This window comes from Caulobacter ginsengisoli (assembly GCF_030814835.1).
In the GTDB taxonomy this organism is placed as follows: domain Bacteria; phylum Pseudomonadota; class Alphaproteobacteria; order Caulobacterales; family Caulobacteraceae; genus Caulobacter; species Caulobacter ginsengisoli.
The window spans coordinates 923,713-941,823 of record NZ_JAUSVS010000001.1; the positions used below are offsets into that span (position 1 = coordinate 923,713).

22 protein-coding genes are annotated in these 18,111 nt (G+C 68.9%); 12 read left to right on the forward strand and 10 right to left on the reverse strand.

Annotated elements, in window-relative coordinates; translation table 11 throughout:
* Positions 1-6 precede the first annotated feature (6 nt).
* From QO010_RS04620 to QO010_RS04635, 4 genes are read left to right on the forward strand one after another with little or no spacing between them, the layout of a single operon-like run.
* Positions 7-999 (forward strand): phosphotransferase family protein, encoded by a 993-nt coding sequence (locus QO010_RS04620; protein WP_307346566.1) that lies wholly within the window; start codon positions 7-9, stop codon positions 997-999.
* Complete coding sequence (locus tag QO010_RS04625) at positions 996-1,364, forward strand: DUF6285 domain-containing protein (RefSeq protein ID WP_307346568.1); 369 nt, start codon at positions 996-998, stop codon at positions 1,362-1,364. The genes QO010_RS04620 and QO010_RS04625 overlap by 4 nt, the downstream gene beginning before the upstream one ends.
* Positions 1,364-2,044 (forward strand): DUF4336 domain-containing protein, encoded by a 681-nt coding sequence (locus QO010_RS04630; protein WP_307346571.1) that lies wholly within the window; start codon positions 1,364-1,366, stop codon positions 2,042-2,044. Before QO010_RS04625 ends, QO010_RS04630 begins: the two co-directional genes overlap by 1 nt.
* On the forward strand, positions 1,983-2,390 hold the full coding sequence (locus QO010_RS04635) for a hypothetical protein (protein WP_307346573.1): 408 nt from the start codon (positions 1,983-1,985) through the stop codon (positions 2,388-2,390). The genes QO010_RS04630 and QO010_RS04635 overlap by 62 nt, the downstream gene beginning before the upstream one ends.
* 8 nt (positions 2,391-2,398) lie before the next feature.
* Here the strand turns inward: QO010_RS04635 and QO010_RS04640 are convergent, their stop codons facing one another.
* From QO010_RS04640 to QO010_RS04655, 4 genes are all read right to left on the reverse strand, one after another.
* On the reverse strand, positions 2,399-3,628 hold the full coding sequence (locus QO010_RS04640) for an MFS transporter (RefSeq protein WP_307346576.1): 1,230 nt from the start codon (positions 3,626-3,628) through the stop codon (positions 2,399-2,401).
* A gap of 128 nt (positions 3,629-3,756) precedes the next feature.
* Complete coding sequence (locus QO010_RS04645; protein WP_307346579.1) at positions 3,757-4,938, reverse strand: DUF3089 domain-containing protein; 1,182 nt, start codon at positions 4,936-4,938, stop codon at positions 3,757-3,759.
* A gap of 46 nt (positions 4,939-4,984) precedes the next feature.
* Positions 4,985-6,187: an acetyl-CoA acetyltransferase gene (locus QO010_RS04650; protein WP_307346582.1), complete on the reverse strand. Its 1,203-nt coding sequence runs from the start codon at positions 6,185-6,187 to the stop codon at positions 4,985-4,987.
* A gap of 14 nt (positions 6,188-6,201) precedes the next feature.
* Positions 6,202-7,683 carry a 3-oxoacyl-[acyl-carrier-protein] synthase III C-terminal domain-containing protein gene (locus tag QO010_RS04655; RefSeq protein WP_307346584.1) on the reverse strand — a complete coding sequence of 494 codons (1,482 nt, stop codon included), beginning with the start codon at positions 7,681-7,683 and terminating at the stop codon, positions 6,202-6,204.
* 116 nt (positions 7,684-7,799) lie between these two features.
* Here QO010_RS04655 and QO010_RS04660 point away from each other — a divergent pair, with 116 nt between their 5' ends.
* The 7 genes from QO010_RS04660 to QO010_RS04690 all read left to right on the forward strand — a co-directional run bounded on the left by QO010_RS04660 (position 7,800) and on the right by QO010_RS04690 (position 12,199).
* Positions 7,800-8,147 carry an ArsR/SmtB family transcription factor gene (locus QO010_RS04660; RefSeq protein WP_307346588.1) on the forward strand — a complete coding sequence of 116 codons (348 nt, stop codon included), beginning with the start codon at positions 7,800-7,802 and terminating at the stop codon, positions 8,145-8,147.
* Positions 8,144-8,806: a DNA alkylation repair protein gene (locus QO010_RS04665; RefSeq protein WP_307346591.1), complete on the forward strand. Its 663-nt coding sequence runs from the start codon at positions 8,144-8,146 to the stop codon at positions 8,804-8,806. The genes QO010_RS04660 and QO010_RS04665 overlap by 4 nt, the downstream gene beginning before the upstream one ends.
* Entirely contained in the window at positions 8,803-9,291 is a 489-nt protein-coding gene (locus QO010_RS04670; RefSeq protein WP_307346594.1) for an SRPBCC family protein, read from the forward strand. The genes QO010_RS04665 and QO010_RS04670 overlap by 4 nt, the downstream gene beginning before the upstream one ends.
* On the forward strand, positions 9,288-9,683 hold the full coding sequence (locus QO010_RS04675) for a hypothetical protein (protein ID WP_307346596.1): 396 nt from the start codon (positions 9,288-9,290) through the stop codon (positions 9,681-9,683). Before QO010_RS04670 ends, QO010_RS04675 begins: the two co-directional genes overlap by 4 nt.
* 53 nt (positions 9,684-9,736) lie before the next feature.
* Complete coding sequence (locus tag QO010_RS04680; RefSeq protein WP_307346599.1) at positions 9,737-10,387, forward strand: glutathione S-transferase family protein; 651 nt, start codon at positions 9,737-9,739, stop codon at positions 10,385-10,387.
* Positions 10,388-10,473: 86 nt separating this feature from the next.
* Positions 10,474-11,712 carry an acetyl-CoA C-acetyltransferase gene (locus QO010_RS04685; protein WP_307346601.1) on the forward strand — a complete coding sequence of 413 codons (1,239 nt, stop codon included), beginning with the start codon at positions 10,474-10,476 and terminating at the stop codon, positions 11,710-11,712.
* A 61-nt stretch (positions 11,713-11,773) separates the two neighbouring features.
* Positions 11,774-12,199, forward strand: coding sequence for a hypothetical protein (locus QO010_RS04690; RefSeq protein ID WP_307346603.1), 426 nt, complete (start codon positions 11,774-11,776; stop codon positions 12,197-12,199).
* Here QO010_RS04690 and QO010_RS04695 read toward each other — a convergent pair.
* The 6 genes from QO010_RS04695 to rfaE2 are packed head-to-tail and all read right to left on the reverse strand — an operon-like array spanning position 12,196 to position 16,557.
* Entirely contained in the window at positions 12,196-12,531 is a 336-nt protein-coding gene (locus QO010_RS04695; protein WP_307346605.1) for a VOC family protein, read from the reverse strand. The genes QO010_RS04690 and QO010_RS04695 overlap by 4 nt on opposite strands.
* Positions 12,532-12,542: 11 nt before the next feature.
* Positions 12,543-13,457, reverse strand: a complete 915-nt coding sequence (locus tag QO010_RS04700) for an alpha/beta hydrolase family protein (RefSeq protein ID WP_307346608.1) — start codon at positions 13,455-13,457, stop codon at positions 12,543-12,545.
* A 56-nt stretch (positions 13,458-13,513) separates the two neighbouring features.
* A complete protein-coding gene (locus tag QO010_RS23975; protein WP_370873709.1) occupies positions 13,514-13,798 on the reverse strand; it encodes a type II toxin-antitoxin system RelE/ParE family toxin in 285 nt (94 codons plus the stop codon).
* Positions 13,795-14,052: a hypothetical protein gene (locus QO010_RS04705; RefSeq protein WP_307346610.1), complete on the reverse strand. Its 258-nt coding sequence runs from the start codon at positions 14,050-14,052 to the stop codon at positions 13,795-13,797. Before QO010_RS04705 ends, QO010_RS23975 begins: the two co-directional genes overlap by 4 nt.
* Before the next feature lie 40 nt (positions 14,053-14,092).
* Positions 14,093-15,094 (reverse strand): ADP-glyceromanno-heptose 6-epimerase, encoded by a 1,002-nt coding sequence (gene rfaD / locus QO010_RS04710; protein ID WP_307346612.1) that lies wholly within the window; start codon positions 15,092-15,094, stop codon positions 14,093-14,095.
* Positions 15,091-16,557, reverse strand: coding sequence for a D-glycero-beta-D-manno-heptose 1-phosphate adenylyltransferase (gene rfaE2, locus QO010_RS04715; protein WP_307346615.1), 1,467 nt, complete (start codon positions 16,555-16,557; stop codon positions 15,091-15,093). Before rfaE2 ends, rfaD begins: the two co-directional genes overlap by 4 nt.
* Positions 16,558-16,662: 105 nt before the next feature.
* Between rfaE2 and QO010_RS04720 the strand changes: the two genes are divergently transcribed.
* A complete protein-coding gene (locus tag QO010_RS04720; RefSeq protein ID WP_307346617.1) occupies positions 16,663-18,108 on the forward strand; it encodes a cryptochrome/photolyase family protein in 1,446 nt (481 codons plus the stop codon).
* Positions 18,109-18,111: the final 3 nt, after the last annotated feature.

Genomic DNA, 18,111 nt, shown 5'->3' on the forward strand with positions numbered 1-18,111 from the left:
CGTCCCATGAGCGATGAACTGCAGTCCGCCCTCACCGCCCTCGCCCCGCGACTCGCCGAAGGCGGGACCACGGTCAGCGATCTGCGCCGCCTCTCCGGCGGGGCCAGTCAGGAGTTGTGGTCCTTCGAGGTCGACGGCGCGGCGGGCCAGCGCCGGCTGATCCTGCGCCGCAAGCCGCCAGGCAATCCGGGCAGCGGCAACGCCATTGGCCTGCCCAACGAGGCCTTCCTGATCCAAAAGGCCGACCAGCAGGGCGCGCCCGTCCCGCCCATCGTTCATGTCTGCCAACCCGAAGACGGCATCGGCGAGGCCTATGTCATGGGCGCGGTCGAGGGCGAGACCCTGGGCCGGCGGATCGTCCGCGACGAGGCCTTCGCCAGCGTGCGGCCAAAGCTGGCCGGCCAGTGCGGCCGCATCCTGGCCCAGATCCACGCCATTCCGCGCGAGGGCCTGCCCGACCTGCCGGTCTCCGACGCCCTGACCGAGATCGGCAAATACGAGGAGGTCTACCGAACGGTCGGCGCCCGTCGGCCGATCTTCGAGGCGGCGTTCCGCTGGCTGAAGGACCGCGCGCCGGCGCCGGTCGAACCCGTCCTGCTGCACGGGGATTTCCGCAATGGAAACATCATGTTCCAGCCGGAAGTTGGCGTCGCCGCCGTGCTCGACTGGGAGCTGGCCCATTTCGGCGACCCGGCCGCGGACCTGGCCTGGCTCTGCGTCAACGCCTGGCGGTTCGGGGGCGCCAAGCCGGTCGGCGGGTTCGGCGACTATGCCGACCTACTGGACGGCTATCACCAGGGCGGCGGGCGCGAGGTTCCGCTCGAGCGGCTGCTCTACTGGCAGACCCTGGGCTCGATGAAATGGGGCGTCATGTGCATGACCATGTACGCCTCCTTCGCCTCGGGCGCCGACCCCTCGGTCGAGCGGGCGATGATCGGCCGGCGGACCAGCGAGAACGAGATCGACCTGGTCAAACTCCTGGAAGAGGCCAACGCATGATCACCCATCCGACCGCCCTGGAGCTGATCGACGCGGTGATCGGCTTCATCGAGCAGCGCGCCGCCCCACAGCTCAAGGACCGCGACGCCTTCCACGCCCGGGTGGCGGTCAACGCGCTCGCCGCCGTGCGCCGCGAGATCGAGTTCGGCCCGGCCGCCGAGGCGGCCGCGGTCGAGCGGCTGAAGGCCATCCTCGGCCGCGACGGTGACTTCATCGAACTGAATGAGGCGCTGGCCGCCGGCATACAGGACGGCAGCATCGACGCGGCCGATCCGGCGGTGGCGGCCCACCTCAAGGCCTCGATCATCGACCAGGTGCGGATCGACCAGCCCAACTATTCGGGCCTGAAGGCGCTGACGGGCTGATGCTGGAGCCGTTTGGGCCGGAAATCTGGATTTCGGCCGGCCCCGAGGCCGACGTCGCCGGCTTCCGTTACCCGACCCGCATGGCCGTCATCCGGCTTTCCGGCGGCAGCCTGATGATCTGGTCGCCCGTCGCCCTGACCGAACCGCTGAAAGCCGCCGTGGAGGCCCTGGGAACGGTGCGCCACATCGTGCCGCCCAATTCGCTGCACCACCTGCATGTCGCCGATTGGCAGGCGGTCTACCCCAAGGCCACAACCTACGCCCCGCCAGGCCTCCGGAAGAAGCGGCCCGACCTCGCCTTCCAGGCCGATCTCGCCGAGGGCCTGCACCCCTGGGCCGGAGAGGTCGATCAGGTCGTCTTCGAGGGCAACGCCATCACGGCGGAAGTCGTGTTCTTCCACCGCGCGAGCCAGACAGCGATCTTCACCGACCTGCTGCAGCAGTTCCCGCGCGGCTGGTTCACCGGCTGGCGCGCCCTGGTCGCGAAGCTGGACCACATGACTGACCCTGAACCCGCCGTGCCGCAGAAGTTCCGACTGGCCTTCATCGGTCGGCGCCAAGCTCGAGCGGCCCTGCAGGCCATATTGACCTGGCCGGCCGAGAAGGTCCTGATGGCGCATGGCCAACCGATCCAGCACGACGGACAGGACTTCATCAGGCGGGCGTTTCGCTGGCTTTAGCCTGCTGCTCCTGGGCGCCTGCGCCACCACGGCCGCCGCCATCCCGCTGGAGCGCTTCACCGCCAAGCCCGACTTCCCCTGCGCGGTGAGCGTGGAATTCACCAGCGCCTGCTGCGGCATCAACCGCGCCGCCTATGACGCCATCACCGTCCAGGCCCCCAAGCTGCGCGGCGTGATCCGGGCTGGCATCTGGACCTGGGGCCGTGAGGGCGAACAGACCCTGTGCCTGGTCACCAGCCACGGCGACGACGCCTTCGCGGCGCTGACGGCGCGGAAATATCCGACGACCAACGGCGCCAGCACCTGGGTGGTCCGGGGCGAAAAGCGGGTGAAGCTCGAGCCCTAAGCGACTGGCTATTCTGGCATTTTCCGAAGTTTCCTGAGCGGCGAGAAGATCAGGATCATCTGTCCGGCAATGATCCCCAGGGCGCCGACCCACATGGTCGGACGGATGCCGAAATGCTCGGCCGCCACCCCGCCGACGATAGCGCCCACGACCGCCATGGCTCCGGTCGCCACGTGGAAGACGGCGCCCGTGCGGCCCAGCGCCTCCCGCGGAAAGACGGTCTGCCTTAGCGTGCTGGCCGGGACCATGGCCGCTACGGCGAAGGCGTCGCCGAACCACTGGCCGATCATCAGCACGATCGTGCCGCCCAGCACACTGGCCGGGGCCAGCGGGATGAGCACGGCCGAGACCGCCGAGATCGTGCCCATGACCAGGATGGCCGGCCCCGGCCCCAGCCGCGCCACCGACATCCGGGCCAGCAGCGCGCCGGAGAGGGCCCCTACCCCGCCGACCGCGATGGTCACGCCCATCAGGCTGGTGGAGAGGCCCAGGGTCTTGATGCCGAACAGCATGTAGAGGCTGGCGAAGAACGAACCGAAGAAGGTCTGCACGACGGTCATGATCAGCATGGGACGGATCAGCGGCTGGGCCATGACCGCCTCGAAGCCGAACTTAAGGTCGGCCAGCCAGTGCTGATCGCGCTGGCGCGGAATCGGCGGCGGCTCGACCTGGCGGATCGTCCCCAGCGACAGGGCCGAGACCACATAGGTGGCGGCGTCGACCAGGATGGCGATGGGCGGGGTGAAGATCTGGAACAGCACCCCGGCCAGGGCCGGCCCGCCGATCTCGGCCGTCGATTCGGTGACGGCCAGCTTGGCGTTGCCTTCCAGCAGGTCGGGCTTGCCGATCAGGCTGGGCAGATAGGCGTGGTCGGCGATGTCGAAGAGCACGCTGGCGGCGCCGATCAGGGCGGCCACGCCATAGAGCTGCGGCATGGTCAGCCAGTGCGTCCAGGCCGCCAGCGGCACGGTCATCAGCAGGGCGGCCCGGAACAGGTCCGCGCCGATCAGGATCGGCCGGCGGCGGGCGCTGTCGACCCAGCCCCCGCCGAAGATGCCGACGATCAGGCCGGGACCACGGCTGAGGGCCGCCAGCAGGCCCAGCTGAGCCGGCGTGGCGTCGAGCGTGAGGATGGCGGCGAGCGGAATACCCTCGCGGGTGATACGCGCACCAAAGGATGAGATGGCCTGGGCCGCCCATAGTTTCAGAAAGTCGGCATGACGCCAAAGGTTGGGCATCGAGTGTCCATAAGCATGAGGAATCGCGCGGGCGCGCGTCTGGCGCGCTCCGATGAGGTCGAAGGTCGATCAGCGAACTGAGACCCTAAGCGGTTGTGGTGACCTGCATGGCGTGACTCCCCCGAACTCTACTGCCGAGGCGCGGGCAGCATGGCCTTTGAACCCCGGCCTTGCAAGACCGCGATCCGGGCCAGGGCGTCGGCCTCGATGTCCGCATAGAAGAGGTTGTAGGGCGCGACCTTCAGCCGGTCGGCCCAGCCGCCGCTGCGCTTGAACACCGTCGACTTGGGCCGGGTCACGCGCAGGATGCCGTCCTTGCACCAGGCCGTGACCTCGCGCTTGAGCAGCGGCGGGCGCACGCCCCATTCCAGGCCGGTGGCGTTGACCGCCCCCAGCGCCTCGCGCGGCTGGCTGTGCTCACCACCCTGGCCGCCGGTCAGCGGGTTGACGCAGAGGGCGGGACTGTCGTCGAGGGTCTCCAGCTCGTTGGTCGGGGTCCAGACCAGGGACCGCGACAGGCGGTCGGGCGCATCGATGTCGCCGTCGCGCAGGCTGTTCCAGGCCAGCACGCAGCCGGTCTGCTGGCGGCTCAGGCAGGCCGGGATGGCGACGCCCGGGGCATAGGAGGCGGCGGGGACCACGGTCTCGATCAGATAGGCGCCGGCGAAACGGGCCCGCAGCCTGGGATCGGTGGCCACCTCGTCGCGCAACAGGCGTGCGGCCAGCAGCCCGCCCTGCTCGACCCCGACGATGACGAACGGCCGCTCGCCCCCGTCATGGGCCAGCCAGTAGCGGAAGGCGGCCAGCACGTCGCCATAGGCGAAGGCGCGGGCCTGGCGGGCGTCCTCGCGCAGGGTCAGCTGGCTGTAGAGGCTGGCCTGGCGATAGCGCGGCGCGAAAATGCGCCCGACCCGCACGAAGGGCCCGGCATAGTTGGGCAGCATGACCCGCTCCAGCAGCCGGCTGGACTTGCCGTCCCGGAACGGCGCGTTCCAGTGCTCGCCGCCGTCATAGGTGGTGGGGTGGATGAAGAAGACGTCGGCCGGCGGGTCCTCGGCGCTCGGCTGGGCGGGTCTGGCCGGCAGCAGGGCCCAGGCCTTGGCCTCGGCATAGTTGGGCGCGCGCGGCGGCCGGTAGGCCTGGAACGGAACCTTGGGATCCAGCGAGGTGCGCAGGATGTCGACCCGGAACACGATGGCCGCCACCACCAGCATCAGCAGGGTCACCGTCCCGGCGATGTAGAACCACAGCCGCGCGCCTCGGAGAGGGCCGGTGTCGGGCGTCGTGGTGTCAGGCGGCGTGTTGGCCATGAGCGATGGGTAGCAGACCCGCCCCCAACCCTTAAAGCCCCTCCGCCTAAGCCCCCTCGCGCCCGACGATGGCCACCGAGCAGACGTTGGTGCTGGGCGAGCCGCCGAGGTTGTGGGTCATGCCGAACACCGGGTCCTTGAGCTGCCGCTCGCCAGCCCGGCCCTGCAGCTGCAGATACATCTCGTAGAGCATGCGCAGGCCCGAGGCGCCGATCGGGTGGCCAAAGCATTTCAGCCCGCCGTCGATCTGGCAGGGCACCCCGCCGTCGGCGTCGTAGAAGCCGTCCATAACGTCGCGCCAGCCCTGGCCCTCGGGGCTGATGAACAGGTCCTCCATGGTCACCAGCTCGGTGATCGAGAAGCAGTCATGCACCTCCATCATGCTGATCTGCTCGCGCGGCCGCTCGATCCCGGCCTCGCGATAGGCCTTGCCGGCGGCGATGCGGGCGGTGTGGAAGTAGCTGCCATCCCACTGATTATACTGGCTTTCATAGCCGTTGGAGACCGACAGCTGCAGGGCCTTGACCGTCACCAGGTCGCGCTTGCCCAGGGCCCGGGCGATCTCGGGCGTGGTGACGATGGCCGCCGCCGCCCCGTCCGACACGCCGCAGCAGTCGAACAGACCCAGCGGGTCGGCGATCATCGGGGCGTTCAGCGCCTGCTCCTCGGTGATCGGCTTGCGCAGGTGGGCCTTGGCGTTCTTGGCGCCGTTGGCGTGGCTCTTGACCGAGACATGGGCGATGGCCCGCTTCAGCTCGTCCCAGGAGACCCCGTGCTTGGCGCGGTAGGCGCTGGCCAGTTGGGCGAAGTTGCCGGGGGCCGAGCCGTTGGGCGCGACCTGTGGGGCCAGGGTGCCGGGCTGGCCGGTCGGCAGGCCGCCGTAGCCGGTGTCCTTCAGCTTCTCCATGCCGACGGCGAGCGCGATGTCGGCGGCGCCGGCGGCCACGGCGTAGACCGCGCCGCGGAAGGCTTCCGAGCCCGAGGCGCAGAAGTTCTCCACCCGCGTCACGGCGATGTTGGGCAGGCGCAGGGCCATGGCCAGGGGCGTGCCGCCCTTCCCGGCCCCGATCTCGTCGATATGGGTCGAGAACCAGGCCGCATCGAGCTGGCTCTGCTCGATGCCGGCGTCGGTCATGGCCTCTAGATAGGCCTCGACCATCAGGTCCTCGGGGCCGGCGTCCCAGCGCTCCCCGAATTTCGAGCAGCCCATGCCCAGAATGGCGACCTTGTCGCGGATGCCAGCAGCCATGTCGGTTTCTCCTGCTATTCGGCGGCCAGCGCTTGGGCGTTGGCGGTGCGGTCGGGGACGGCCTTCCAGAAGTAGCGGCGGAAACCGCGCTTCTCGTCGACCTCTTTCAGGCGGAAGGCCATGCGCACGGCCATGCCGGTCTCGACATCGCCCTGCTCGACATCGGTGATGTCCATGAATATGCGGCCGCCGCCTTCGAAAACCACGGTGCCGTAATGGTTTGGCGGCGACATCGAATAGGTCAGGAAGTCGGCCGACCAGGTCAGGATGGTCGCGGTGCGGTCGGCGAACTTGTAGGGATCCTGGGTGTCGACGGCGGGATTGTTCGGCGCCACCGAGATGCGGGTGCGGGGATACTGCACCACGCCGGTCTCGCGGCAACGGCCGCCGACCAGGCCCAGGATCTGATCGCTGTTGCGGTAGAGGGTGGTCAGGGCGGTCTTGTTGTCCTTCTCCGCCCGCATGCCCTTCTCCCATTCGACAAGGCCGTTGAAGAACAGGAATTTCAGATAGTTGGTCTCTTCTTTTCGATCGGCCAGAGAGCCGGTCACGCCCCGCGCCGGCCTGGCGGCGGCGACGCCCTCCCCGACCTTCAACAACATGGCCTCTGCGCCCTGGCCGAACTGGGCGACCAGGATCAGATCGCCCGGCTTGGCCTGTTCCAGCGTGTGGGCCAGCATGACCAGGGCGTGGGCGCAGCCGGTTTCCCCTAGCGTTGAGGCAAGGTTGTCGCGCACCGCCTCGGCCGGGATGCCGGCGCCCTTGGCCAGGGTGGCGGCCATACCGGCGAAGGTCGAGGGGAAGCAGAAGTGGGTGACGGCCGAGGCCTCGACCTTGGCGGTCGCCAGCGCCTTGGCGATGACCGGCGGGACCAGCTTGGCGATACCCTCGTCACGGATCCAGCGTTCTTCCCAAGAATAATCAAACTCTTGGTCGGCAGACCTGAAGTGGTCGACGAAATCGTCGGTGACCACGCCATAACCCAGAACCTCGGCCGCACCGCCATCCGGCGTGATCAGGAAGGCTGCTGCCCCGTCACCGAAATCGAGCTCCTGCGCCGAGGCGGCTCTCGCCCGGCGGTGGTCGGCGGCGATCACCAGCGACTGGGCTGCCCCGCCCCCGGCGACCGCGATCCAGGCCTGGGCGAGCGCGGTCAGGCCGCAGCGTTGCGAGCCGGTGACGTCGGTGGCGCTGAGCTGTTTCTCCAGGGTCAGGGCGGCGGCCACCACCCCGGCGTTCAGCCGGTCGGCGAACGGCGCGGTGGTGGAGGCGAAATACAGGGAATCGATGGCGGAGCGGTCATCGCCCGGCCCCAGCGCGTCGCGGCCCGCCTCGACCGCCATGGTCAGCGCGTCCTCGTCCCAGTTGGCCATGGACCGCTCGCCCTTGGCCTTGCCCATCAGGTTCGGCGCCACCCAGGCGTTGGCGGTGGCGGCGGCCTTGCGGCTCAGACGCAGGCGCGGGGCATAGGCGCCCCAGGCGGCGATCCCGACCATCGGTTGGCTCCGTCGTTTCCTCTTGAGCCGAGTTTGGCGCCGGGGATGAGGCCGGGCAACGCTGTCGCAACGGAAGCACTTGACGAACCGGGCCACATGAGAATAACCATTTGGTTATGGAACTACTCGGTTATGGAAATCCGGCGCGGCTCGACGCCACCTTCGCGGCCCTGGCCGACCCGACACGCCGGGCCATCCTGGCGCGGCTGGCGCAGGGCGAGGCCTCGGTAACGGAGCTGGCGCGGCCGTTCGCCATGAGCCAACCGGCCATCTCCAAGCATCTGAAGGTGCTGGAACGCGCCGGCCTGGTGTCGCGCGGCAAGGACCAGCAGCGCCGTCCGGTGCGGGTGCAGGCCCAGCCCCTGGCCGAGGCCAACGCCTGGATCGAGGACTACCGCCGCATCCTGGAGGCCAACTACCGGCGGCTGGACAGTCTGCTGGCCGAACTGCAGGCCAAGCCATGAGCGTCGAGGCCGTCATGAGCGATCTGCGCGCCCTGGCCACCGAGGCGACACGGCGGGGCATGGGCCGGTTCGGCATCGTCGAGCCGACGGCGCTGGGCGTGACCATGGCCGACCTGCAGAAACTGGCCAAGCGCCTCGGCCGCGACCACAGCCTGGCGCAGGCGCTCTGGGATACGGACATCTACGAAGCCCGCATGCTGGCCTCGCTGGTCGACGACCCCGCCCAGGTGACCCTAGCGCAGATGGACCGCTGGCGGGCCGATTTCGGAAGTTGGGCGATCTGCGACACCGTCTGTTTCAAGCTATTCGACCAGGCCCCTGACGCCTGGGGCCGGGTGGCGCCCTGGTGCGGGCTGAACGACGAGTTCGGCCGGCGCGCCGGCTTTGCCCTGATGGCCTCGATGGCCCTGCACGGACGCCCTGGCGACTACATCGAAGGCCTGGCCCTGATCGAGCGCCACGCCACCGACGACCGCAATTTCGTGAAGAAGGCCGTGAACTGGGCCCTGCGCGCCATCGGCGGCAGGCGGGATCCGGCGCTGAAGGCCGCCGCCCTGGAGTCCGCCGAACGGCTGGCGGCCTCCAGCGACAAGACCGCGCGCTGGGTCGGCAAGGACGCCCTGCGGCAATTCACCAAACCCAAGAGGAAAATCGCATGAAGCCCTCCGACGGCCTGACCATCACCACCCCCAGCGACCGCGAAATCGTCACGGTCCGGGCCCTGGCGGCCCCGCGCGCCCTGGTCTTCGACTGCATGATCCGGCCGGAATTCCTGACGCGCTGGATGCTGGGACCGGACGGCTGGACCATGCCGGTCTGCGAGTTCGAGCCGCGGGTCGGCGGGCGGTTCCGCTATGTCTGGCGCAACGCCGACGGCGGCGAGATGGGCATGGGCGGCGTCATTCGCGAGTTCGAGCCGCCGAAGCGCATCGTCAACACCCAGCTGTTCGATGGCGATGAGACCGGGGGCGAGAGCATCGTCACCCTGACGCTGACCGAGGCGGGCGGCGTCACCCTGTTGACGACCAGCGTGCTCTATCCCTCCCGCGAAACCCGCGACGCCATGCTGCAGTCAGGCATGGCCGACGGCATGGAGGCCGGCTACCGGCGGATGGACGCCTTGCTGGCGGAGATGGGCCGATGATCGTGCGCATCCTCCGGAGCACCGGCGCTGTCCTGGCGGGCTTCGTCGCGGTGGTGGTGCTGTCGATGGCCACCGACGCCGTCCTGCACGCCGTCAAATACTATCCGCCGGAGAGCGAGGGGATGTGGGACCCGGTGCAGAACGCCGTCGCCCTCGCCTATCGCAGCCTGTTCACCGTCGTCGGCGGCTGGCTCACCGCCCGCCTCGCGCCGACCGCGCCGATGATCCACGCCGGTGTTCTCTCGGTGCTGGGTCTGGCCGGCGGGTTGGCGGGGGTGATCGTCACCTGGAACATGAACCTGGGCCCGCACTGGTATCCGATCGGCCTGGCGGTCGGCGCCGTCCCGCTGACCCTGCTGGGCGGCTGGCTGCGGATGCGCGGCAAGGCTTGAATTCCTGAGCGACCCGCGTCACGGACAGGCCTTTCCCAGGGGAGGCCTGTCCGATGACCTTGAAACTCTACGGTGTCTTGAAGTCGCGGGCCTCGCGCGTGGTCTGGATGCTGAACGAGCTGGGCCAGTCTTTCGAGCACGTCCCGGTCATCCAGGCCTATCGCCTGGCCGACCCCGCCGCGCCGGACGCGCGCTTCAACACCGCCTCCCGCGCCTTCCGCGCCATCAACCCCAACGGCCTGATCCCTTCGCTGGAGGACGATGGCCTGGTGCTGCACGAGTCGCTGGCCATCACCCTGTATCTCGCCCGCAAGTTCGGCGGCCCGATCACAGCCCAGAGCCTCGCCGAGGACGGCCAGATCCTGCAGTGGACCCTGTGGGCGGCGGCGACCTGCGAGCTGCACTGCACGCCCATCGTCATGCATTTGCAGAAATCGTCCGACCTTGAGCCGGTACGTCCCTCGATCGAGGCCCTGCGCGGACCGTTCGACGTGCTGGAGGCGGCGCTGGCCGAGAGCGGCGGCTGGCTGGTCGGCGGGCGGTTCACGGTGGCCGACCTCAATCTGGCCGAGGTGTTGCGCTACGCCCAGCCGGCGCGGGAACTGTTCGACGACCATCCGCGCGTCGACGCCTGGATCGAGGCCTGCCAGGCCCGGCCGGCCTTCCAGGCCATGTGGGCGGCGCGGGAAACCGAGACCGTTTGACGTTGCGGGCTTTACTGCCGCTACGGCGCCCGTGTTGATACCGCCCCAACTCGACCGCCAAGACTTCTGACTGAAAGGCTTTTGCCATGACCGACGCCCTGATCATCGACGCCGTCCGCACCCCCCGCGGGATCGGCAAGCGGGGCAAAGGCGCCCTGGCCGAGATCCACCCCCAGCAGCTGGGCGCCACGGTGCTCAAGGCCCTGGCCGAGCGCAACAACCTCAACACCGCCGATGTCGACGACATCATCTGGGGCACCTCCAGCCAGCGCGGCCAGCAGGCCGGGGACCTGGGCCGGATGTCGGCTCTGGACGCCGGCTATAACGTCAAGGCCAGCGGCGTGACCCTGGACCGCTTCTGCGGCTCGGGCATCACCACGGTGAACCTGGCGGCCGCCTCGATCATGTCGGGCATGGAAGATCTGGTCATCGCCGGCGGCACCGAGATGATGTCGATGCCCAACCGTCGGACGCCCGAAGACGGCGCGCCGATCATGGACAACGGCAACCTGCGCCTGCGCGCCAACCATCCCCAGACCCACCAGGGCATCTGCGCCGACGCCATCGCCACCCTGGAAGGCATCAGCCGCGAGGACCTGGACGCCCTGGCCCTGGAAAGCCAGAAACGCGCCGCCGTCGCCATCGCCGAAGGCCGCTTCGACAAGAGCGTGGTGCCGGTCTATTTCGAGGACGGCACCCTGGCCCTCGACCACGAGGAGTTCCCCCGCCCGCAGACCACCGCCGAGGGCCTGGCCGCGCTGAAACCCAGCTTCGAGGCCCTGGCCGACGTGCCGCTGGACAATACGGGCGTGACCTTCCGCAGCCTGGTCCAGCAGAAGTATCCCGACCTGGACATCAAGTTCGTCCACCATGCCGGCAACAGCTCGGGCGTCGTCGACGGCTCGGCCGCCATCCTGTTGGCCTCGCCGAAATACGCCAAGGAGCATGGTCTGAAGGCCCGCGCCCGCATCGTGGCCATGGCCAACATGGGCGACAGCCCCACCCTGATGCTCAACGCCCCGGTCCCCGCCGCCAGGAAGGTGCTGGAAAAGGCCGGCCTGACGGTCGACGACATCGACCTGTGGGAAATCAACGAGGCCTTCGCTGTCGTCGCCGAGAAGTTCATCCGCGACCTGAAGCTGGACCGCAACAAGGTCAATGTGAACGGCGGCGCCATGGCCCTGGGCCACCCGATCGGCGCGACCGGCGCCATGCTGGTCGGCACCGCCCTGGACGAGCTGGAGCGCCGCGGCCTCAAGCGCGCCCTGATCACCATGTGCGCCGGCGGCGGCATGGCCCCGGCGATCATCATCGAGCGGGTCTGAGGACTCAAAAGGGGGGGATACGGTTATGCGAAAACTCTGGACGACACTCTGCGCTCTGATCATGGCCTTGACCGCGGGGACGGCCTTCGCCGCCCCGGCGGTCTCGGAGCCGCCGAAACCCACGCCGGATCAGCCCCTGGTCTGCATCTATCGGGTCGTCGGCATGGGCCTGCCGTTCTACCCCCTGACGCTCGACGTGGATAACACCGTCGTCGCGCGGCTCATGCCCAGGCAGTACACCTGCTTCCTGGCGTCGGCGGGCGACCATGAACTGGGGCAGCGTTGGCCGGATTTCGTCGATATGAACCCTCGCCAGGCGGCGTCCACGCATTGGGAGGGGGGCCAGACCTACTACTACTGCTTCCAGGCCGGCGGCGGGGCGGTGTGCGGCAAGCCCGGCGCCAAGGTCGCCAGGCTGGTGGCCTCCGACAAGGGCGCAGCCGCCATTCAGAAGTACAAATACGTTCCGGCGGGCGGCAATCCCTAGCCGCTGATACTGCACTCCGCCCCCTCGCTGTCGAGAATGCGGGCCAGGGTCGAGCCGTGCTGTTGCATCGGCTCGGCCGTGAAGGTGAGACCCAGCTCCTCGCGGCGCGCATAGACGTCGGCGAGGTTCGAGACTCCAAAACCCAGTTGGCAGCCGCCGGCTGGGTTTTTCTCCGAGGCCGCGTGAAGGGCCAGGGTGGTGTCGCCCGTGGCGAACTCGGTCCAGAACGGCGACTGGAACTTCAGCGGCAGGCCCAGGGTGTCGCGGTGAAAGGCGACGGCCCGGTCCATGTCGGCGACGTATTTGATCACATAGGTCAGGCGGGCCTGCATGGGTCCCTCCGCTAACTTCCCGATGGCGGCATGAGATAGTCGAGCTCGGCCTGTTCGAACTGCAGGTTCGAGCGGGCGGCGACGTCGGCGTTGATCTTGCGGGCGATCAGGGCGGTGGCCGGGGCAAGGATCGAGAAGTGGCTGGCCCGGGGAACGACGTAGAAATGGGCCAGCGGATTGGTGTTGGCGCGCTTCATCTCCAGCAGATCGAAGGTGTTGCCCTGGCGGTCCCCCTCGAAGACGAAGGTGGGGCTGCGGATCGAGCCCAGCCAGCGGACCGGCGAGCGCAGCGCCACCTCCTGCGGATCGCGGAGGTCGACGCCGAGGAACTCGCCGTACTGCCGATCGAACTGGCCGATGGGTCCAAAGGCGAACACCGCCCGGAACCGGTCGCTGCATTCGGCGGTCAGCAAGGCGAACGTGCCGCCGGTCGAGTGGCCGCCCAGATAGATGCGGGCCGGATCGACATAGTCCTGCCGCGCCAGCCAGGCGGCGGCGGCCAGGATGTCGTCGACCTCGCCATAGCCGCCCTCGCGATGGCCGGGGTTCCGGTTGCCGCCCCGCAGCGAGGGAAACATCATCACGATGCCGGCCTCGCGGAAGGCCCGGGCGGTCTGGTCGTTGCGGGCCGGACGCGGCCCCCAGACATCGCCGATGCTGTTGGCGTCGCCGCCGGTGATCCAGATGATGGCGGGGTGACGACGGCCATCGCCGGGCGAGGGCGTGACGTAGGCGGCCAAATCTCCCACGGCCGAAGGATAGCTGGTCATCCTGAACAGCCTCGCCGGCGGCTTGTCGGCCGGGTCGCCGCCCGCCTCACCGACCACACTGGTCGGATGCGCCGCCCTGGCCTGCGCCAGCGTCTCCGCCGAGGCGGGCGCACAGACCCATAGAACCGCCAGAACGGCGACGAAAACCCTGATCATGGATGCCCCCATCCAGAAACTGCCGAAGCGTAGCAGCACGGCTCTCGCCCCGAAACTCAGCGTCCCTCACGACTATGGAAAATTCGGGCCACGATGACCTCGTCCGTCGTCACCCTATAGCGAATGACGTAGGCCGCGCCGCTAAACGGGACGACCAACTCACGAACGCCTGGAAGCGGAGAGGGACGCCCCCGCTCAGACAGTTCAGAAAGAGATTCAATCGCTTGTGAAATGGACAACGCCGCTCGCGCTGCGGCGTGGGGAGCCTTATCGACCAAGAAGTCCTCCAGTCGAAGAAGGTCCAGTTGAGCGGCGGTCAGGATTCTGACTCTGCGGATCAAGACCGACCGGCCAGCCGGGCTTCGATACGCGCACGAAATTCCGCCAGCACCTCATTGGCGGGTCGGGCTTCGCCGGTGCGGTCAAACTCCTCGAGTCGTTCCGCCACGATCGCCCAGCCTTCGGCGTCGGCAAGACCGTCGGCCAGGATTTCTGCCCCCTTGGTTTCCATCGAAACACCGGCCTCCGCCGCCGCTCGCTGGAGCTTGCGCACAGTTTCCGCGTCAAGTTTCAGGGTGATCTCACCGTCGGCCATGCACCGAGACTAGCTCACAACCAGAAGCATCGAAAGCGCCCTATCGATAGGGATCACTCGTCGCCAGATACCCCTTCACATAGTCGTCGATGCCGTCCTCGAGCGTCGTGAACTGGCCCGGATAGCCGGCCTCACGCAGGCGATCCATCTTCGCTTGCGTGAAATACTGGTACTTCTCCCGAAGCGCCGGGGGCATGTCCATGTAATCGATCAGCGGGTCGCGCCCGGCCGACTGGAACAGGGTCTCGGCCATTTCGCGGAAGCTGCGGGCCTGCCCCGAGCCCAGGTTGAAGATGCCGTTGACCCCCTCGTTCTGGTGCAGCCACTGCACCACCTCGGCGACATCGCGGACATAGACGAAGTCGCGCAGCTGGCCGCCGTCGGCGTAGTCGGCGTTGTGCGACTTGAAGAGCTGGACGGCGTGGCCGGTGCGGACCTTGGGCCAGATCTGGGCGGCCACCGACTTCATCGACGCCTTGTGGTGCTCGTTGGGGCCGTAGACGTTGAAGAACTTCAGGCCCACCCACTGCGGCGGGGCGTAGTCGCGGGCGGCCTGGCGGGCGGCGAAGATGTCGAACAGGGCCTTGGACCAGCCGTAGGTGTTCAGCGGTCGCAGCGCGGTCAGGTGTTCCAGGCTGTTGTCGTCATCGAAGCCCAGGGCGCCGTCGCCATAGGTGGCCGCCGAGCTGGCATAGACCAAGCGGCGCTGGCGGTCAGCGCACCAGCGGAACAGGTCGCGCGACAGGCAGAAGTTGGTCTGGATGATCTTGTCGGCGTCGGGCTCGGTGGTCGAGGAGATGGCGCCCATATGGACGACCAGCTCGATCTCGCGCCAGCGCTTCTCCAGCCAGTCGAACATCTCTTCCGGCGGCACGAAGTCGCCGATCGGGTGCTTGGCGATGTTGCGCCATTTGCCCAGTTCCGCCTCGTGCAGGCGGTCGCAGACCACCAGGTCGAGCGAGGGATCCTCGGCCAGCTTTGCCACGATGTTCGAGCCGATGAAGCCGGCCCCGCCGGTGACGAAGATGATGCGGCGGGTCATGACTTCTCCTGGAACCGGGCAATGGCGGCGCTGGTCGAATAGCCCTCGACGATGGGGGCCAGGCGGACCTCGCCGCCCCAGCCCTGGACCTCTTCGTGACCCACCACGCCCTCGATGCTGTAGTCGGCGCCCTTGACCAGCACGTCCGGCCGGGCCGCCTCGATCAGGGATATGGGGGTGTCCTCGCCGAAAGGCACCACCAGATCGACATGGGCCATGCCGGCCAGGACCAGGGCGCGGGATTCCAGGTCGTTGACCGGCCGGCCCTCCCCTTTCAGCCGCCGCACCGACGGGTCGCTGTTCAGGCCCACGATCAGCCGGTCGCACCAGGCGCGGGCCTGGGCCAGATAGGCGACGTGGCCCTTGTGCAGGATGTCGAAACAGCCGTTGGTGAAGCCGACCTTCAGGCCCCTGGCCCGCCAGCCGGCGACGGTCTCGACCATCTCCTGGGGGGTGGCGATCTTGCGCTCGGCCGGGGTCAGATGGGCGGCCAGCTCGGCCTCGATCAGATCCTTGGGCGAGGCGGTGGCGGTGCCGGCCTTGCCGACCACCACGCCGCTGGCCAGCAGGGCGAATTCGATGGCCTGGTCGGCCTCCACGCCAGCGGCCAGGGCCAGGCCCAGCGCCGCCAGGGCCGTGTCGCCGGCCCCGGAGACGTCGAACACCTCGCGGGCCGCGCCGGGGAAATGCCGCACGCTCTGGCCGCGCACGGCCAGGCTCATGCCCTTGGCGGCCCGGGTGACCAGCACCGCCTTACAGCGCGAAAGGTCCAGGGCGCGGCTCAGGGCGGCCTCGACCTCGGCGTCGGTCTCGGTGGGCAGCTCGGTGGCGGCGGCCAGTTCCTTGGCGTTGGGCTTGACGATGTCGGCGGCGCCATAGCGGGCGAAGCTGCGGGCCTTGGAATCGACGATCAGGGCCGCCTTGTTGACCCGGGCCGCCTCCAGACAGGCCGCGACCACGCCTTGCGTGACGCAGCCCTTGCCGTAGTCGGAGAGCAGGATGGCGCCGGCCCCCTCGGCGGCGTAGCGGACGGAAGCGATCAGCTTGGCCTCGGCTTCCTTGGACGGCGACCGGATGTCCTCCGAATCGACCCGCAGCAGCTGCTGGCCGGAAGCGACATAGCGGGTCTTCACCGTGGTCGGCCGGCCGCGCTCGGCGATCAGGTGCCCTTCCATATTGGCCTCGGCGCCCAGCATGCCCAGGGCCTCGTTGGCGGCGGCGTCGTCGCCGATCAGCCCGGCCAGGGCCGCCAGCCCGCCCAGGGCGGCGACATTGCGGGCCACATTGCCCGCCGCGCCCAGCATGGCCTGCTCGCGGCCGCGGGCCAGGACGGGAATCGGCGCTTCTGGCGAGGTGCGCGTGACCTCGCCATAGACGAAGCGGTCGACCATCACGTCTCCCACGCAGGCCACGCGCACCCCGGCGACGGCGGTCAGAAGCGACTGGAGTTGGCTAAGGTCCATGCGGGGGTTCTAGCGGTTTGCGGGGGCGGAACAAGATTCACGCTGGGGGAAGCTTCGCCTGGCCCCTGACTGATCCAGCTGACGCCAGGCCGCGTAAGGCCTTGCGTGAACCCGCCCGACACCCTCGCCGCCCCGGTCATCGCCTGGTTTCGCCAGGATTTGCGGCTGGCGGACAATCCCGCGCTCGCGGCTGCCGTCGAAAGCGGCCGCCCCATCATTCCGCTCTACATCCTGGACGAGACGCCCGGGATCCGGCCGATGGGCGCTGCCTCGCTGTGGTGGCTGGACAAGTCGTTGCGGGCGCTTGGCGAGGACCTCGCCCGGGCCGGCGCGCCGCTGATCCTGCGCCGGGGCGCCGCCGAAACGGTGCTGGACAACCTCATCGCCGAGACGGGCGCCGGCCATATGGTCTGGAACAGGCTCTACGACGCCGGCTCCATGGCCCGCGACCGGGCGATCAAAGCCCGGCTTTCAGCGCGCGGCCTGACGGTCCAGAGCTTCAACAGCGCCCTGCTCAACGAGCCCTGGATGGTGCAGACCGAGGCCGGAGACTTCTACAAGGTCTTCACGCCCTACTGGCGGGCGGCGCGGGATCAGGTCGAGGACCGCCCCGCCCTGCCCCCGCCCAGCCGGTTGACGGGCTGCAATCCGCGGTCCGAGCGCCTCGAGGACTGGGGCCTTCACCCGCGCAACCCGGACTGGTCAGTCGGGTTTACGGCCTGGACGCCGGGAGAGGCCGGCGCCCACGCCGCCCTGAAACGCTTTCTGGGCAAGGCTCTGCGGGGCTATGCCAGCGGCCGGGACCGTCCGGGCCTGGCGAGCGTGTCGCGGCTCTCGCCCCATCTGCATTTCGGCGAGATCGGGCCGCTGCAGATCTGGCGGGCAGTGCAGGCCAGGGTCGCCGCCGGCGACAGCCTGGACGGCGCGGCCAAGTTCCTGAGCGAGATCGGCTGGCGTGAGTTCAACCACCATCTGCTGTTCCACAATCCGGACCTGGCCCGGCGGAACTTCCGTCCAGAGTTCGACGCCATAGCCTGGCGGGACCACCCCGAGGACCTGGACGCCTGGCGCCAGGGCCGGACGGGCTATCCGCTGGTCGATGCCGGCATGCGCGAGCTGCGGGCGACCGGCTACATGCACAACCGCGCCCGGATGGTCGCCGCCTCGTTCCTGGTCAAGGACCTGATGATCGACTGGCGGGTCGGCGAGGCCTGGTTCTGGGACACGCTGGTCGACGCGGACCTGGCCCAGAACGCGGCGAACTGGCAGTGGGTGGCCGGCTCGGGCGCCGACGCCTCGCCCTATTTCCGGGTGTTCAATCCCATCCGCCAGGGCGAGCGGTTCGATCCGTGCGGCAACTATATCCGTCGCTGGATTCCGGAGCTGGCGGGCCTCTCCAACGCCGTGCTGCACGCCCCCTGGACCGCCAGGCCCGACCAGCTGTCCGCCGCCGGCGTGGTCCTGGGCCAGACCTACCCCCGCCCCATCCTTGACCATGCCGCCGCCCGCGACCGGGCGCTGGCCGCCTATGCCGCCCTCGGGGCCGCGTGAAAG

What these genes read in the sequence shown, in the direction of transcription:
- rfaD (WP_307346612.1), bottom strand. Translation starts at nt 15,094, where the DNA reads ATGACCCGCCGCATCATCTTCGTCACCGGCGGGGCCGGCTTCATCGGC.
- QO010_RS04655 (WP_307346584.1), bottom strand. Translation starts at nt 7,683, where the DNA reads ATGGTCGGGATCGCCGCCTGGGGCGCCTATGCCCCGCGCCTGCGTCTG.
- QO010_RS04695 (WP_307346605.1), bottom strand. Translation starts at nt 12,531, where the DNA reads ATGCAGGCCCGCCTGACCTATGTGATCAAATACGTCGCCGACATGGAC.
- QO010_RS04645 (WP_307346579.1), bottom strand. Translation starts at nt 4,938, where the DNA reads ATGGCCAACACGCCGCCTGACACCACGACGCCCGACACCGGCCCTCTC.
- QO010_RS04640 (WP_307346576.1), bottom strand. Translation starts at nt 3,628, where the DNA reads ATGCCCAACCTTTGGCGTCATGCCGACTTTCTGAAACTATGGGCGGCC.
- QO010_RS04700 (WP_307346608.1), bottom strand. Translation starts at nt 13,457, where the DNA reads ATGATCAGGGTTTTCGTCGCCGTTCTGGCGGTTCTATGGGTCTGTGCG.
- QO010_RS04705 (WP_307346610.1), bottom strand. Translation starts at nt 14,052, where the DNA reads ATGGCCGACGGTGAGATCACCCTGAAACTTGACGCGGAAACTGTGCGC.
- QO010_RS04635 (WP_307346573.1), top strand. Translation starts at nt 1,983, where the DNA reads ATGGCCAACCGATCCAGCACGACGGACAGGACTTCATCAGGCGGGCGT.
- QO010_RS04630 (WP_307346571.1), top strand. Translation starts at nt 1,364, where the DNA reads ATGCTGGAGCCGTTTGGGCCGGAAATCTGGATTTCGGCCGGCCCCGAG.
- QO010_RS04650 (WP_307346582.1), bottom strand. Translation starts at nt 6,187, where the DNA reads ATGGCTGCTGGCATCCGCGACAAGGTCGCCATTCTGGGCATGGGCTGC.
- QO010_RS04665 (WP_307346591.1), top strand. Translation starts at nt 8,144, where the DNA reads ATGAGCGTCGAGGCCGTCATGAGCGATCTGCGCGCCCTGGCCACCGAG.
- QO010_RS04685 (WP_307346601.1), top strand. Translation starts at nt 10,474, where the DNA reads ATGACCGACGCCCTGATCATCGACGCCGTCCGCACCCCCCGCGGGATC.
- QO010_RS04660 (WP_307346588.1), top strand. Translation starts at nt 7,800, where the DNA reads ATGGAACTACTCGGTTATGGAAATCCGGCGCGGCTCGACGCCACCTTC.
- QO010_RS04625 (WP_307346568.1), top strand. Translation starts at nt 996, where the DNA reads ATGATCACCCATCCGACCGCCCTGGAGCTGATCGACGCGGTGATCGGC.
- QO010_RS04675 (WP_307346596.1), top strand. Translation starts at nt 9,288, where the DNA reads ATGATCGTGCGCATCCTCCGGAGCACCGGCGCTGTCCTGGCGGGCTTC.
- rfaE2 (WP_307346615.1), bottom strand. Translation starts at nt 16,557, where the DNA reads ATGGACCTTAGCCAACTCCAGTCGCTTCTGACCGCCGTCGCCGGGGTG.
- QO010_RS04690 (WP_307346603.1), top strand. Translation starts at nt 11,774, where the DNA reads ATGGCCTTGACCGCGGGGACGGCCTTCGCCGCCCCGGCGGTCTCGGAG.
- QO010_RS04680 (WP_307346599.1), top strand. Translation starts at nt 9,737, where the DNA reads ATGACCTTGAAACTCTACGGTGTCTTGAAGTCGCGGGCCTCGCGCGTG.
- QO010_RS04620 (WP_307346566.1), top strand. Translation starts at nt 7, where the DNA reads ATGAGCGATGAACTGCAGTCCGCCCTCACCGCCCTCGCCCCGCGACTC.
- QO010_RS04670 (WP_307346594.1), top strand. Translation starts at nt 8,803, where the DNA reads ATGAAGCCCTCCGACGGCCTGACCATCACCACCCCCAGCGACCGCGAA.